Origin of the sequence: Streptomyces sp. NBC_01463, assembly GCA_036227345.1 — a bacterium.
Taxonomy (GTDB): Bacteria; Actinomycetota; Actinomycetes; order Streptomycetales; family Streptomycetaceae; genus Streptomyces.
Window position 1 is genome coordinate 3,027,972 of the sequence record CP109468.1, and the last position, 14,964, is coordinate 3,042,935.

12 protein-coding genes and 2 tRNA genes are annotated in these 14,964 nt (G+C 70.5%); 6 read left to right on the forward strand and 8 right to left on the reverse strand.

Annotation, left to right across the window (positions count from 1 at the left end):
- Nucleotides 1–22: 22 nt before the first annotated feature.
- From OG521_13140 to OG521_13150, 3 genes are read left to right on the forward strand one after another with little or no spacing between them, the layout of a single operon-like run.
- On the forward strand, nt 23–841 hold the full coding sequence (locus OG521_13140; GenBank protein WUW21680.1) for an ABC transporter ATP-binding protein: 819 nt from the start codon (nt 23–25) through the stop codon (nt 839–841).
- The gene (locus OG521_13145) at nt 838–1,707 is read left to right on the forward strand and encodes an ABC transporter permease (protein ID WUW21681.1); all 870 of its coding nucleotides are present in this window, start codon (nt 838–840) and stop codon (nt 1,705–1,707) included. The genes OG521_13140 and OG521_13145 overlap by 4 nt, the downstream gene beginning before the upstream one ends.
- A 29-nt stretch (nt 1,708–1,736) precedes the next feature.
- On the forward strand, nt 1,737–2,876 hold the full coding sequence (locus OG521_13150) for an ABC transporter substrate-binding protein (protein WUW26669.1): 1,140 nt from the start codon (nt 1,737–1,739) through the stop codon (nt 2,874–2,876).
- Between the two features lie 65 nt (nt 2,877–2,941).
- Here OG521_13150 and OG521_13155 read toward each other — a convergent pair.
- From OG521_13155 to OG521_13170, 4 genes are all read right to left on the reverse strand, one after another.
- Nucleotides 2,942–3,015: transfer RNA gene (locus OG521_13155), tRNA-Met, on the reverse strand.
- A gap of 280 nt (nt 3,016–3,295) precedes the next feature.
- Nucleotides 3,296–5,350: a sel1 repeat family protein gene (locus OG521_13160; GenBank protein ID WUW21682.1), complete on the reverse strand. Its 2,055-nt coding sequence runs from the start codon at nt 5,348–5,350 to the stop codon at nt 3,296–3,298.
- 213 nt (nt 5,351–5,563) lie between these two features.
- Nucleotides 5,564–5,637: transfer RNA gene (locus OG521_13165), tRNA-Met, on the reverse strand.
- A gap of 52 nt (nt 5,638–5,689) precedes the next feature.
- Entirely contained in the window at nt 5,690–8,623 is a 2,934-nt protein-coding gene (locus tag OG521_13170) for a UPF0182 family protein (GenBank protein WUW26670.1), read from the reverse strand.
- Nucleotides 8,624–8,751: 128 nt separating this feature from the next.
- Here OG521_13170 and OG521_13175 point away from each other — a divergent pair, with 128 nt between their 5' ends.
- Nucleotides 8,752–9,321, forward strand: coding sequence for a PPA1309 family protein (locus tag OG521_13175; GenBank protein ID WUW21683.1), 570 nt, complete (start codon nt 8,752–8,754; stop codon nt 9,319–9,321).
- A 31-nt stretch (nt 9,322–9,352) separates the two neighbouring features.
- On the opposite strand, the gene OG521_13180 is transcribed toward OG521_13175, so the two are convergent.
- From OG521_13180 to OG521_13195, 4 genes are all read right to left on the reverse strand, one after another.
- Nucleotides 9,353–10,441, reverse strand: a complete 1,089-nt coding sequence (locus tag OG521_13180) for a PDZ domain-containing protein (GenBank protein ID WUW21684.1) — start codon at nt 10,439–10,441, stop codon at nt 9,353–9,355.
- 145 nt (nt 10,442–10,586) lie between these two features.
- The gene (locus OG521_13185; protein WUW21685.1) at nt 10,587–10,775 is read right to left on the reverse strand and encodes a hypothetical protein; all 189 of its coding nucleotides are present in this window, start codon (nt 10,773–10,775) and stop codon (nt 10,587–10,589) included.
- 128 nt (nt 10,776–10,903) lie between these two features.
- The gene (locus OG521_13190; GenBank protein WUW21686.1) at nt 10,904–11,365 is read right to left on the reverse strand and encodes a molybdenum cofactor biosynthesis protein MoaE; all 462 of its coding nucleotides are present in this window, start codon (nt 11,363–11,365) and stop codon (nt 10,904–10,906) included.
- Between the two features lie 148 nt (nt 11,366–11,513).
- Nucleotides 11,514–12,692, reverse strand: coding sequence for an SDR family oxidoreductase (locus OG521_13195; GenBank protein WUW21687.1), 1,179 nt, complete (start codon nt 12,690–12,692; stop codon nt 11,514–11,516).
- Nucleotides 12,693–12,882: 190 nt separating this feature from the next.
- Between OG521_13195 and OG521_13200 the strand changes: the two genes are divergently transcribed.
- Nucleotides 12,883–14,352, forward strand: coding sequence for a zinc-dependent metalloprotease (locus OG521_13200; GenBank protein WUW21688.1), 1,470 nt, complete (start codon nt 12,883–12,885; stop codon nt 14,350–14,352).
- Nucleotides 14,349–14,909, forward strand: a complete 561-nt coding sequence (locus OG521_13205) for an NUDIX hydrolase (GenBank protein WUW21689.1) — start codon at nt 14,349–14,351, stop codon at nt 14,907–14,909. Before OG521_13200 ends, OG521_13205 begins: the two co-directional genes overlap by 4 nt.
- Nucleotides 14,910–14,964: the final 55 nt, after the last annotated feature.

Sequence of the window (14,964 nt, forward strand, 5' to 3'; positions counted from 1 at the left end):
CGATGCGTACGAGGAGAGACCCGTGGGAGACCCGCACCCGAACCCACCCCAGGCAACCGCGCCACCGACCACCGCCCCGAAGCTCCGCGCCCGCGCCCTGTCCCGCTCCTTCGGGCGCGGCAGCCGGGCGCTGGCCGCCCTCGGCCCCGTCGATCTCGACATCGTGCCGGGCGAGTTCACCTGCATCGTCGGACCTTCCGGCTGCGGCAAGTCCACCCTGCTGCGGATCGCGGCCGGACTGCTGCGCCCCAGCGCGGGCAAACTGTCGATCCGTACGGCCTCGCCCCGGCCGGCCGCGATGATCTTCCAGGACTACGGGATCCACGACTGGAAGACCGTCCTGGCCAACGTCCGCTTCGGCCTCGACATCCAGCGCGTGCCCCGCCGCGAGGCCGATGCCCGGGCGCGCGACTGGCTGTCCCGGCTGGGGCTCGCCGACTTCGCGGGCGCCTACCCCGCCGAACTCTCCGGCGGCATGCGCCAGCGGGTGGCCATCGCCCGCGCGCTCGCCGTGGAACCCGAGATCCTGCTGATGGACGAACCGTTCGCCGCACTCGACGCCCAGCTCCGCACGATCCTCCAGGACGAACTCCTGGACCTCACCCAGACCACCCGCACCACCACCCTGTTCATCACCCACAGCCTCGAAGAGGCGATCGTGCTCGGGGACCGGGTCCTGGTGATGTCCGCCAGACCGGGCCGGATCATCGCCGAACACCGTCCGCCGTTCGCCCGGCCGCGTACCGGGGACATCCGGGCGACAGCCGAGTTCACCGCGCTGAAGAGCGAGTTGTGGGAACTGCTGCGCGGCGAGGTCCGCGGAGAGGCGGCGCCGGTATGAGCACGGCCGTGAAGTCCCCGGACACCGACGAGCAGATCCTCGTCCGCAGGCCCGGACCGCAGGAACTGCACCCGGTACGCACCCACCGCAGGCGCCGCACCCTGGAGATCGCCCTCGCCGTCGCCGTACCGCTCCTGCTGGTGCTGCTCTGGCAGCTCGCCGCGGCCAGGTCCTGGATCGACGACCGCGTCTACCCCGCACCCTCCACCATCTTCGCGGACGGCTGGGACCGCGCGGCCGACGGCGCCCTGTGGCCGGATGTGTGGGCCACCCTCAAACGGGTGCTCGGCGGCTACGCGATCGGCACGGTCGCGGGCTACGCCCTCGGCCTGCTCATGGGTTCCCTCGCCCTCGTCCGGGCGGCACTGGAACCGCTGCTCGACGCCCTCTACGTCGTACCGAAACTGGCCCTGCTGCCGGTCTTCCTCAATATGTTCGGCCTCGGTGAAGGGCCGCAGATCGCCCTGGTCGCCGCCACCGTCTTCTTCTTCGTCTGGATCTCGACGATGGCGGCCGTGCTCGCCGTACCCACAGGTCACCGGGACGCCGGGCAGGTGTTCGGCGCCTCGCCCTGGCAGATGTTCCGGCACATCCTGCTGCCCGCCTCCCTCCCCGCCGTCCTGGTCGGGGCGCGGATCGCGGCGGGCGTGGCGGTGCTCGTCATCGTCGCCTCGGAGCAGATCGCGGCGGCCGACGGACTGGGCCATCTGATCTTCGACTCCCGCGCCCTGTTCCAGAACGACGTGATGTTCGTCGGCATCGTCTGTGTGGCGGTGCTCGGCGTCGTCTTCTCCGAAGTGGTGCGGATCGCGGGCCGGCTGCTCACCCCGTGGGCACCGCGCGACCGCGGCCGCAGCCAGTCGTGAACGATTCCCCGTACGGAGGCACTGTGCGTATACGTACCCCCTTCACCGGCACCGTCGTGCTCGTGGCGGCATCCCTGCTCGGCGCGGCAGGCTGCGCCGGGAACAGCTCGTCGGACGACGCCGGTGCCGCCGATGCCGCACCGCGTACCGTCAAGCCCGTCACGGGCTGCGCCGCGGGCTGGACCGACCCCTCCGACCTCGCGCCCGACCGCAAACCCGCCCGCTGCGACAAGGGGGCGCCGGCCGCCCAGCCCCTCGCGAAGAAGCGGAAGATCACCGTCGCCACCGGCACCCTGAGCGCGGAGTACGTCGCTCCGCTCCAGGTCGCGGTCGCCAGGGGCGAGTTCGCGAAGGAGGGACTGGACGTCTCGCTGAAGGTGCTGCCCACCCCGGACGCCCTTCCCCTGCTCGCCAAGGGCGACGTCGACGCGCAGTGGGCGGCGCCCGAGGCCGCGGTGATGAACGGCATCAACGGCGGCTTCGCCATCAAGTGGGTCGCGGGGAACTTTTCCCCCGACCCGGCATCGAAGAGCGGCCTGTGGGTGCGCCTCAAGGACGGCGAGAGCGCCGACCACGTGGACATGGCAGGCAGGAAGCTCGGCACGATGATCGGCAAGGGCTCGGTGATCGCCTATCCGATGGACACCTCGCTGAAGAAGCACGGCGGCGGCCTCGACAAGATCAGCTTCCAGCAGCTCGGCTCGGCGGACGTGCTCACCGCCCTGCAGAACGGCGGCGTGGACTCCGCCTGGCTGCTCGACCCGATCTGGCGGAAGGTCGACAACGACAAGAAGTACGCCTTCCTCGGCGGACAGCCGGCCGGCGAACCGCTCGGCGGAGTGCTCTTCGGGCCCAACCTGCTGAACAAGGACCCGGACGCGGGCGTCGCCTTCCTCCGCGCCTACATCCGTACGGTGAACACCTACTTCGCCGGCGACTACAAGTCCGACCCCGCCTTCCTGACCGAACTGGCCCGGCTGATGAAGACCGACGAGGCCACCCTGCGGTCGACACCGTCGATGCGGATGGACTGGGAGATCCGGAAGGGGACGACGGACCGGCTGCAGAAGGCCTACGCCGACTCCGGCGTCTCGACCGGCGACCCGGTGCCGGAGGAGAAGGCCGTGGACCGGGCGATGTACGGCGAGGCGGTGGGCCACAAGCCCTGAGCCGGGCTGCCCGGGACATGCACAGAGGGCCGGATCCCTTGAAGGATCCGGCCCTCTGTCTTCAGTAGCGGGGACAGGATTTGAACCTGCGACCTCTGGGTTATGAGCCCAGCGAGCTACCGAGCTGCTCCACCCCGCGTCGTTGTGATCTCCACAGTACGGCACGCCCTGGACCAGCGCAAATCCCTTTTCCCGGGGCCCCAGGGGTCCCGGAGAACCCTCCGCCAAGGGCTGTCCCGCACTTCCTGGTGGATCAGCGCGCGGCGTCGGATGCGGTGCGTCGCAAGGCGGAGGGATGCCTGAACACCGGATGTATTCAGGCATCCCGACAACGGAGGGGTCCCCCCGCGCCGTGCAGGCTACGGGGGAAAGGTGCCGTAGCTGTCGTCGTGCTCCCGCCGGGAATTGCGGAACAGCCCTCAGGCGGTCAGCTCCTGGTGCAGCGCCTCACGCAGCCGCGCCGCCCGCTCCGAGACCTCCGCGGGTCCCAGCTCGACGGCCCGGGCGCACCACCGCTGCCCCTCGGTGAGCTCGCCGCGTCGTGCGGCCAGCAGGGCGAGGCGCAGCGCGGCCCGTCCGTGGCCGTCCCGGGCGGCCCGGCTCCACCACAGCGCGGCCTCGCGCTCGCTGCCCTCCCGGGCGAGCAGCAGTCCGAGGTTGAAGGCGCCGTTGCGGCTGCCCGCCTCGGCGGCCTCCCGGTACCAGCGGCCCGCGCTCTCCACGTCCCCGCGGGCCGCGGCGAGCATGCCGACGCGGACCTGGGCGCGGCGGTGCCCCTGCTCGGCCGCCCGCTCGTACCACTCCTCGCACTCGGACTTCTCCGGCATCGGCTCGCCGAGCGCGGGCGGCCCCGGCGGCGGCTGCCGCGAGTCCAGCACCCCGGCCAGCCGGAACGCCGCCTCCGCGCTGCCGCCGCCCGCAGCGCAGCGCAGATGGCGCTCGGCCTCGCGCTCCTCACCGTGGTGCAGCAGCGCCATGCCGACCTGGAGCGCGGCCTCGGTGTGGCCGGCCGCCGCGGCGCGCTCGTACCAGAGCAGGGCCGTACGGTCCTCGTCACGTCCGGCGTGCAGGATGCCGAGGTTGAAGGCGGCGTCCACGCTGCCGGCCTCGGCCGCCTTGGAGAACCAGGGCTCGGCACCGGTCGCGTCGCCGGCCTGGAGCAGGAGCACGGCCAGCGCGTTGGCCGCCTCGCGGTGGCCTGCGTAGGCGGCGCGGCGGTACCACTGCTCGGCCTGCGGCGTGCGGTCCTGGGCGGCGCAGAGCAGGCCGAGGTTGTACGCCCCGTTGACGTCGCCCGCGTCCATCGCCGCGCGGTACCAGCGCTCGGCGGTCTGCTGCTCGCCCCGGGCCGCGTGCAGCGCGCCGAGCGCGTTGGCGGCGTTGCCGTCGCCGTCCTGGGCGGCGCGCAGCCACCACACGGCGGCGCTCTCCTGGTCGCCCGCGTCGCGCAGCAGGAAGGCGAGCGCGCAGGCGGCCCTGGCCTCGCCGGCCTTGGCGGAGATGAGGTACCAGCGGCCGGCCTCCTTGAGCTCGCCGCGCTGTTCGAGGATGGCCCCGAGATGCAGGGCGGCACGCCGGTGCCCGCGGGCGGCGGACTGCCGGTACCACTGCTCGGCCTCGCCCACACGCTCCGCGTCGGGGCCCGCGACCGGGCTGTCGTCCTTGCGCACGGCGGCGCCGCGCACCGCGTCGGCGGCCTCGGACTCCGGCCCCGTACGCGGACCCAGGCCGGGGCGGCCGAACGCGTCGTGCGCGTCGGTGGCGTGGCGCTCCAGCATCCGGGCCAGCCGGTACGCCGCTTCGCGGTGTCCCTGCTCGGCCGCGGCGCGCAGCCAGCGCTCGGCGCCCACGTCGCTGCGGTGTTCCAGCAGGTCGGCGAGGGCGTACGCGCCCAGCGCGTGGCCCTGCTCGGCGGACTGGCGCAGCCAGTACTCGGCGCCGGGCTCGTCGCCGCGCTCGCGGTAGTGGCGGCCCAGGGCGTGCGCGGCGGCGGCGGAACCGGCGACGGCGGCGATCCGCCACCAGCCGGCCGCCTCGTCCGCGTATCCGCGCTGGTGCAGCAGGACGCCCAGGTTGTTGGCCGCGGCACGGTCGCCGTCGGCGGTGGCGGCACGCAGGTAGGCCTCGGCGCCGCTCAGGTCGCCGCGGCGCAGCAGCAGCGCGCCGAGCACGCTCATCGACGTGGTGTCCCCCGCGTCGGCGGCACGGCGGTGGCGCGCCTCGCTCTCGGCGTTGTCCGCGCTCGCCGCCGTCTCCGCACTCTCGGCGTTCTCCACGCCGTCGGCGGTCTCAGCGGTCCCTGCACTCTCGACGGTCGCGGCACGCTCCGCAGTCTCGGCGGTCTCGATGTGGTCGTTGTACTGCGCGGTGGCAGCGGCAAATGCCATATCCGCCGCTTTTTCCGCCGGATGGACGCGCTGCTGCACAAACCGCCCTGTCTCCAACAGAGTTGCCCTGTCCCCCATAAATACCATCGTCGCACCACCTACAACCCGCGCACACCTGGTATATCGCGGCCAGTGAGGTCACTTCAGCGTTTTGTCGACATGCCCACAGGGAGACAAGTCAAACACGCCCGTGCTCAACTCGTGCCCCACGAACCGCACTTCACGCACACTGCACAAAATAGCCACCACGGCATGACGAAGGCCCGGATCCCCTGGAGGATCCGGGCCTTCGTCTTTCAGTAGCGGGGACAGGATTTGAACCTGCGACCTCTGGGTTATGAGCCCAGCGAGCTACCGAGCTGCTCCACCCCGCGTCGTTGTGTCCAAACCGTACCACGACGCGGGGGTGAAGCTTTACCGGGTTACTCAGCCGCCGCTGTCGGCACTCGCCGACGCCGCCGGCTTCTTCTTCTCGTCCGTCGTACTCGGACTGCCGGCCTTGGGCTGCGCTGCGGCAGCCCGCTCCAGCGCGTCCTGAAGGTCGTCCTGGGCCTTGCCGTAGGCGACCCAGTCCTGCTCCTTCAGCGCCGCCTCACCGGCCGTGTAGGCCTTCTGCGCATCGGCGATCGCCTTCTTCAGCGCGGCGTCACCGGTGGCCGGCGGCTCCGTGGTGTCGCCCGGCGGCTCGGTGGTGTCGGCAGGTGGCTCGGTCGTGTCGGAGCCGTCCACCCCGAAGACCGCGTTGAGCGCCTCCCCGAGACTGTTCTCGAAGACGATCTTCGACCCGTACGAGGCGGCGACCTTGCGCAGAAGCGGGTAGTTCTGCGTGCCACCGCGCGTGTACACCGGCTCGATGTAGAGGAAGCCCCCTTCGAGCGGCACCGTGAGCAGGTTGCCGTACTCGATGTCGGAGTCGGTTCCCTTGAGGTTTCTCACGAACTCGGCGACGTCGTCGTTGCCGTTGAGCTCACTCTGTACCTGGCCGGGGCCCTTCACCGTGGTGGTGACTCTCAGCAGCCTTATCGTGCCGTAGTCCTTGCTGGCCGCATCGGCGTCCACCGCCATGAACGCCCCGAGGTCGGGCCGTCCCTTGGGAGTGAACGTCGTCGTCAGCGAGAACTTCTGAGCCGTCTGGTCCGGCATCTTTATGCTGAGGTAGTACGGCGGGACGGCGCCGGACTCCTTGTTGGTCGGGTCGTCCGGGACCTGCCACGCGTCACTGCCGCTGTAGAACTGCGCGGGGCTCGTGACGTGGTAGCGGGTGAGCAGCTCGCGCTGCACCTTGAACAGGTCCTGCGGGTAGCGCAGGTGGTCCATGAGGTCCTGAGGGATGTCCGTCTTGGACTTCACGGTCCCCGGGAACGCCTTGCGCCAGGTCTTGAGGACCGGGTCCTCGGTGTCCCACTCGTACAGCGTGACCTTGCCGTCGTACGCGTCGACGGTGGCCTTCACCGAGTTGCGGATGTAGTTGACCTGGTTCTGCTGGGCGACGACCGCGCGCTGGTTGGTGGTCAGCGAGTCGGCCGTGGTGTCACCGAGCGTCGTGCGCGAGGCGTACGGATAGCCGTTGGTCGTGGTGTACGCGTCGACGACCCACTGGATGCGGTGGTTCACCACGGCCGGGTAGGCGTCGCCGTCGATGGTCAGCCACGGGGCGACCGCCTCGACGCGCTCCTTGGGCGTGCGGTTGTACAGGATCCGCGAACCCTCGCCGATGGCTCCCGAGTACAGGATCTGCGGCTCGCTGAAGGCCACCGCGTAGGCGGCGCGGTTGAACGCGCTGGAGAGGCTGACGCCGCTCTTGCCCTTGTAGCTGGTGGTCTTCTCGCCGTCCTCCTCGTAGTCGAGCTCCTTCTGGGGCCCGCCGACGATGGAGTACTGCTCGGTCTTCTCGCCGTAGTAGATCTCCTGCTGGTACTGGCCCAGCTCACCGGTGGTCGGCAGACCGGACTCGGTGAAGTCGGGAGATCCCTTCGGGTTCTTGCCGGTGGTGGTGCCGCGGGCGGCGATCGCACCGTAGCCGTGGGTGTAGGTGAAGTGGTCGTTGATCCAGTTGCGCTTGGGGATGCCCTGGAGGTTGAGCTCGCGCAGACCGATGACCGTGTCCTGCTCCTTGCCGGCGTCGTCCTTGTAGCGGTCGACGTCCAGCGTCTTGGGGAACTGGTAGTAGTTCCTCTTCTGCTGGAGCTGCTGGAAGGCCGGGGAGACGACGTTGGGGTCCATCACCCGGTAGCTGGCCGCGGCGTCCGCACTGGCGCGCAGCTTCGTGTCGTCGTCCGTGGTCGACTTGCCCGCGTAGTCGGTGACCTTCGCGTCATCGATGTCGTAGGCGTCCCGCGTGGCCTTGATGTTCTTCTGGATGAACGGGGCTTCCTTGGCCTGCTCGTTCGGCTGGACCTGGAACTTCTGCACGATCGCCGGGTAGAGCCCGCCGATCAGGATCGCGGAGAGGACCATCAGGCCGAACCCGATCATCGGGAGCTGCCAGGTGCGGCGCCAGAGCGTCGCGAAGAACAGCACCGCGCAGATCGCGGCGATGCAGAACAGGATGGTCTTCGCCGGCAGATAGGCGTTGGCGTCGACGTACCGCAGGCCCGTCCAGTTGTCCGTGGCCTTGAAGTCGCTGGACTTCACGGCCAGCCCGTAGCGGTCGAGCCAGTAGGCCACCGCCTTCAGCGCGACGAAGATGCCGAGCAGCACCGAGAGGTGGCCGGTGGCCGCCCCGGTCGCCCGCGCGCCGGGGCTGGTGATGCGCAGCCCGCCGTACAGGTAGTGGGTCAGCGCGGCCGCGATCAGCGAGAGCACCGTCGCCGCGAAGCCGAAGCCCAGCAGGAAGCGGTACCACGGCAGGTCGAAGGCGTAGAAGGCCACGTCCAGGTGGAACTGGGGGTCCTTCTGACCGAACGACACCCCGTTCACATACATCAGCCAGGTACGCCACTGGCCCGAGGCGGACGCTCCGGCGATCAGACCGACGAGCGCGGTGATCGCGAGCAGCACCCACTTCTTGTACGGGGCGAGACTCATCCGGTAGCGGTCCAGGCTCTGCTGCTCCAGCGACATCGCGCTCAGCGGCGGCCGGAGCCGGTGCGCGAGCCAGATGTTCACACCGATGGCGATGGCCATCAGCAGTCCGAAGACGAGGAACAGCCCGATCTTGGTCCACAGAGTGGTGGTGAAGACGGATGAGAATCCGACCGACCTGTACCAGAGCCAGTCCGTCCAGAACCCGGAGAACATGACGAACGCCATGGCGAGGATCGCCAGGACGCCGAGTGTCATGAGCAGGGTTCGGGCGCGCCGGGACGGGCGGCCGACTCTGATCCGTGGCCCGGTCGGGCCTCCGCCGCGGTCCGGCATCTGGAAAGCCAACGTGCGCACCTCGAAGTTCGCGGGTCGTGTGGAGCGGGCCCAGCGATCGTAGAGCCCACCTATGCAACTTACTGAGGCTTTACCTAGTTCCCGTTACCGGGGCGGAAGGAGGCAGGATGTTGTCCATGCCCAACGTTTCCCCCTCAGGCCCCCCGATGGCCGCGAGTCCGCTCACCGTCGCGGTGCTCGAAATCGACGAGTACATCTCCGGCCTCGGCTGGGACCAGCCCGCCCGGCTCTTCGCCCTGGTCGACACCGCACGGCTGCGGGTCCAGGAGCCCGGCCTGGCCGCTCAGCTCGGCCTCGACGACGACGGTTCGAAGACCGCCGCACTCACCCCTATCGAGCAGGAGGAGCTTCCCGCAGGTACCGCGCTGGACGAGTTCCTCGCCACGATCGCCTGGCCCGACGCCGTCGTCGGGTGCGCGATGACGGTGGAGCGGCTGATGCTGCCGCCGTCCGCCGAGGCCTCCGTACCGGAAGGTCTCGACGACGCCCAGCTGACCAAGTGGGTCGCCAAGCACCCCGACCGTCAGGAGGTGCGGATGACCGTGGCGGTGCTGCGCGACGGTGCCCGCGAGTCCGCCGTGCGGCTGCGGGAGAAGGACTCGCCGAACGACGTGCTGACCGGCGCCGGTCTGGTGCCGGGGCTGGCCGAGGCGCTGGCCGCGACCTTCGAGTCCTGACCCTTTCCGCCTCGCCGCCGGAGGGACGCGGTCAGCCTGCCGAGCAGCTCGGCAGTCCGGCCGTGTCCCCCGCGCGGACCTTCTCCAGCGACTTCTTGGCGTCGGCGATGTTCTTGACCCGTACCAGGGTGAGGCCGTCCGGAGTGTCGTCGGCGGCGGCCTTGCAGTTCTCGTCGGGGGTCAGGAAGTAGCGTGCGCCGGCGTTGCGCGCGCCGACCAGCTTCATGTTGATCCCGCCGATCGGGCCGACCTTGCCCTTGTCGTCGATCGTCCCGGTGCCGGCGATGAACTTGCCGCCCGTCAGCTGCCCCGGGGTCAGCTTGTCGACGATGCCGAGGGAGAACATCAGACCGGCGCTCGGGCCGCCCACGTCGGCGAGCTTGATGTCGATCTCGAACGGGAAGGTGTGGTCCGTCCCCGCCTGGATGCCGACGATCGCCCGGTTCTCCTTGGGCGCCTTCTCCGTGGTGATGGTGACCTTCTCGGTGCCCTCGGGCTCCTTGCCGGCCTTCTCGGCCGCCGCCGCGGTCTTGGCCGGGATGACCGTGAAGGTGACGTCCTGGCCGGGCTTGTGCTTGGTGACGAGCTTCGCCACGTCCTCGGGCTGCTTGACGGCTGTGGCGTCGACGGCCTTGATCACGTCGCCCGCGTGCAGCTTGCCCTGGGAGGGACTGTCCTTGAGGACCGTGGAGACCACGACCCGGGACGAGACCGGGATGCCCAGCTCGGTGAGCGCGGCGACCTTGGCGCTCTCCTGGGACTGGCTGAACTCCTCGGCGTTCTCCTGCGTCGACTGTTCCTCGGTCTTGCCGTCCGGGTAGAGCGTGTCGTGCGGTACGACGACGCTGTCGTGGCCCAGCCATCCGTAGACGGCCTCGACGAGGTTCATGTTGTAGTCGGCGCCGGTGACCCTGACCGTCGTCATGTTGAGATTGCCGGAGGTCTTGTACGTCTTGTGTCCGGTGATCTGCAGGACGGGCTCGCCGCCGACCTTGCCGAGCGTGTTCACGGTCGGCCCGGGGGACATCTCCGAGTACGGCACTTTGATCAGCACGCCTGCGCAGAGCAGCGCGATCAGGATCAGGGTGGAGGCGAGCATCGTCGCGGTGCGGCGTGGCATGGAACGACAGTACGGGAAGGGTCCGTCAGTGCACCGCCGGGGCCGGTCCGTACGGGGGCCGGGACCGGGGCCGACGAGGGCGCCGGGCGGCCTGGCCGGACGGTGTCGCGCAACGGATTGGCGACTGCGTACGTCCGGTGTGGCGTCAGACGTTCGATATCTGCTCGACGGGTTCCGAAGCGGAGTGCGACTTCTCCATCGCCTCGCGGAACCGCGCATAGCCGGCGAGCTCGGTGACATCGCCGGTCGTGCGATTACGGGCAGCCCAGCTCCCCCATATCGCCGCACCGAACGCAGCGAAAAGCGGAATCAACAACCAGGCGAGTGCTGCCATCACGACCTCCCTACCCCATGAGCGACCGCAACTGACCGATCAGCAGATTAACCATCTGCGGAACCAACGCTCGTGGCAGGGGTGCGGTTACGCAAATCGGGGTGGCCGCACCCGGGTGCGCCGTGCGCTCAGCAGGCGCCGACCCACTCCTCCGTACCGTCGGAGAATCGCTGGTGCTTCCAGATCGGAACCTCGTGCTTGAGGTCGTCGATGAGCTTGCGGCAGGCCTCGAAGGCCTCGCCGCGGTGCGGGCAGGAGACGGCGACGACGACCGCGAGATCGCCGACCTCCAGTTCACCCACCCGGTGGACGGCGGCCAGCGCGCGGACCGGGAATCCGGCGACGACCTTCTCCGCCACCCGGCGCATCTCGTCCTGCGCGGAGGGGTGGCACGAGTAGCCCAGTGCGCCGACGTCCTGTCCGCTGTCATGATTGCGCACGGTGCCCACGAAGAGCGCGGTGCCGCCCGCCGCGTCGTCGCCGACGGCGCGGAAGACCTCGTCCACCGACAGCGGTGTGTCGCGGATCTCCAGCAGCCGGATGGGGTCCTGTGCCGCCTGCTCGCCGGGGTGGTCATGCGTGGGTGCCATGGCCACCATCGTGCCGTACCGCTCCGGCATCGCGGAATACGGCTTTCACCCGGCGGGCCGCGGGCCGCCTTGGAGCCTCCTACAGCCCTCACCCGCGCCTCGCAGCGGCCGGGCGGGCCCCCTGGCGCCCCCGATGCCGTCGTCCGGGCTAGAAGCGGCGGCGGGCCTTGCGGGCCCGTCGCACCAGGGCCGCGGTGCCGAGCAGGGCCACGGTCGCGCCGGCGGCTCCGGCAGCGGTGGCGTCCTTGCGGCCGAGTCGGCGGCCGGCCACGGTGTGGCGTCCCTCGACCTCCTCCAGGAGCGCGCCGAGCACCTCCTCGTTGGTCCAGGTGGGCCGCCAGCCCACATCGTGCAGCCGGCTCACGCTGACCACCCACGGATGCATCGTGTACGCCAGGTCACCCGCCGGGGAGGGGGTCAGACCGATCCGGTGCAGCCGGGCGGCGGCGCCGAGCGCGACGGCCGAGGGCAGCTCCATCCGGCGGACACCGCTGAGCTCCTCCACCTCCTCCTGTTCGAGCCAGCCGTCGCAGCCGACCGCGAACTCCCCGTCGATCTTCTCCAGCGCGGCGTACTCCAGCGCCGTGACCAGGTCGTCGACGTGGCAGAACTGCCAGGTGGGACGCGATCCGGCGACGACCAGGAGGCGCGGTGACTCGAAGTAGCGGGTCAGCGCCGTGTCCGTACCGCCGACGAGCACGGTGGGGCGGACCACGGTGACGTGGAGTCCGGGGTGCGCGCGGGGTGCGCGGCGGCCGAGCCGCTCGATCTCCAGCAGGTCGCCGACGCCGGTCGCCTCGGCCGTGGCGCGCAGCTCGGCGTCCTCGGCGAGCGGGACGTCGTTGTCGGGCAGGGCGCCGTAGACCATGGCCGAGGTGCACAGCACGACACGGTGGACACCGGCGGCCGCGGCGGCGGTCAGCACGGTCTGGGTGCCGCGCACGTTGTAGGCGGTGCGGGCGGCGGGATCGGTCTCCAGGTCGAGATCGAGCGCCAGGTGGACCACGACATCGGCGCCGCGCAGCTTCTCCGCGATGGCGGGGTCGCGCACGTCGAGGATGTGCCAGGTCGCCTCGGAGACCTCTCCGCGGCGCTCGTCGATGGCGATGACCTGCTTGATCTCCTCGGAGGCCGCCAGGCGTGCGGTGAGCAGCTCACCGACGCCCGTCGCGGCTCCGGTGACGGCCACGACGGGGCCGCGGCTTCTGGAGCGGCTGCGGACGGGCTTGTTCTCGGGCGTGTGCTCGGTCGTGTTCGCGGTCGTCTCTTCGGGCAGTGGGCCGGTCAGGTTTCGCGCTGCGCGAACCTGAGGATCTGGGGAACTCACCGGGCGTCTCCAGCGGTTGTCTTCAGTACGTACCCGAATGACGCGTACGTACCAGGTGGCGTCCATCCTGCCGCAGGCCGGGAGCAGGCGGAGCACTGAGGCCCCGAGCGGACTTGGTGTCTACGCTGGATGGTGATGTCGGGCAGTCGCCGTCGGTTCGATCCGGCGGCCCTACGAGCCGAGGAAACCCGTGAGTGACACCCCATTCGGATTCGGCCTTCCGCCGGAGGAGCCGGACGACGGCGACAAGGGCAAGAAGAACGACCCCACCGGAGGTGGGCAGGGTTCGGGCGGTCCGGCGAACCCGTTCGGCTTCGGCCCGGGCGCGGGCGGTGACAATCCCTTCGCCGCCATGTTCGGCTCCATGAACCCGAACGACCTGGGCGCGGCCTTCCAGCAGCTCGGCCAGATGCTGAGCTACGAGGGCGGTCCCGTGAACTGGGACATGGCCAAGCAGATCGCCCGCCAGACGGTCTCGCAGGGCAACCAGGACGGCACCAAGGACGCGAGCGTCGGCCCGTCCGAGCGGGCCGCGGTCGACGAGGCGCTGCGCCTCGCGGACCTCTGGCTGGACGGTGCCACGTCGCTGCCCTCCGGTTCGGTCTCCACCGTGGCGTGGAGCCGTGCGGAGTGGGTCGAGGCGTCCCTCCCCGCCTGGCAGAAGCTCGTCGACCCGGTGGCCGAGCGTGTCGGCCTCGCCATGGGTGATGTGCTGCCCGAGGAGATGCAGGCGATGGCGGGGCCGCTGATCGGCATGATGCGGTCGATGGGCGGCGCCATGTTCGGCCAGCAGATCGGGCAGGCCGTCGGCGTGCTCGCGGGCGAGGTGGTCGGCTCGACCGACATCGGGCTGCCGCTCGGTCCGGCCGGCAAGGCCGCGCTGCTTCCGCTGAACGTGGAGCGGTTCGGCAAGGACCTGAGCGTGCCGCAGGACGAGGTGCGGCTGTACCTGGCCCTGCGCGAGACCGCTCACCAGCGGCTCTTCGCCCATGTGCCGTGGCTGCGCTCGCACCTGTTCGGTGCGGTCGAGGGCTATGCGCGCGGGATCAAGGTCGACACCAGCAAGCTGGAGGACGTGGTCGGCCAGTTCGACCCGTCGCAGCCCGAGCAGTTGCAGGACGCCCTTCAGCAGGGCATGTTCCAGCCGGAGGACACCCCGGAGCAGAAGGCCGCCCTTGCCCGTCTGGAGACGGCCCTCGCGCTGGTCGAGGGCTGGGTGGACGCCGTGGTGCACGAGGCCGCGAAGTCCCGGCTGACCTCCGCCGACGCACTGCGCGAGACGATGCGCAGGCGGCGCGCCTCCGGTGGTCCCGCCGAGCAGACGTTCGCCACGCTGATCGGCCTCCAGCTGCGGCCGCGGCGGCTGCGTGACGCCTCGCGGCTGTGGGCCTCGCTCACGGACGCGCGGGGTCTGGACGGACGCGACGCGCTGTGGGAGCACCCCGACATGCTGCCCACCGCCCACGACCTGGACGATCCGGACGGATTCGTCCACCACGAGCAGCTGGACTTCTCCGAGCTCGACAAGATGCTCGGCGAGGCGGCGAACGGGCCGCAGAAGCCCGCTCCCGGTGCCGGCACGGACGCGGACACCGACACCACGGACAGGCCCGAGGACGGCCCCGGGGACGACGACGGCAAGGACGACACCGAGAAGTGAGCCTGCACGACGACGCCGTCCTCGTACTGAAGGACTACCGGCACGGGGCGGACACGCCCGACGAAGCCCAGGAGGAGCTGCGGCGCTCCTATCTGGACCATCTGGCGCTGCATCCCGACGGCATGTGGAAGGCCTGCGGGGCCGGGCACCTGACGGCGAGCGCCCTGGTCATCGACCCGGAGCGCGGCAAGGTGCTGCTCACCCTGCACCGCAAGCTGCGGATGTGGCTGCAGATGGGCGGCCACTGCGAGCCGGGGGACGCCACCCTGGCCGCCGCGGCGCTGCGGGAGGCGACGGAGGAGTCCGGCATCGCGGATCTGACCCTGCTTGCGGGCGGCCCGGTGGTCCTGGACCGCCATCCGATCCCCGCACCGTGCCACTGGCACCTGGACGTGCAGTACGCGGCACTGGCGCCCTCGGGCTCCACGGAGGAGATCAGCGACGAGTCGCTCGATCTGCGCTGGTTCGCGTACGACGAGGTCGCCGGGGTCGCCGACTCCTCGGTGGTCCGTCTGATGGAACGTACGCGTGAGGCACTGGACGGCGGCCGGCGGTAGCGACGGCATGGATGAATGAGTAAGGGGCGACCTCCCGGGAGGCCGCCCCTTACTC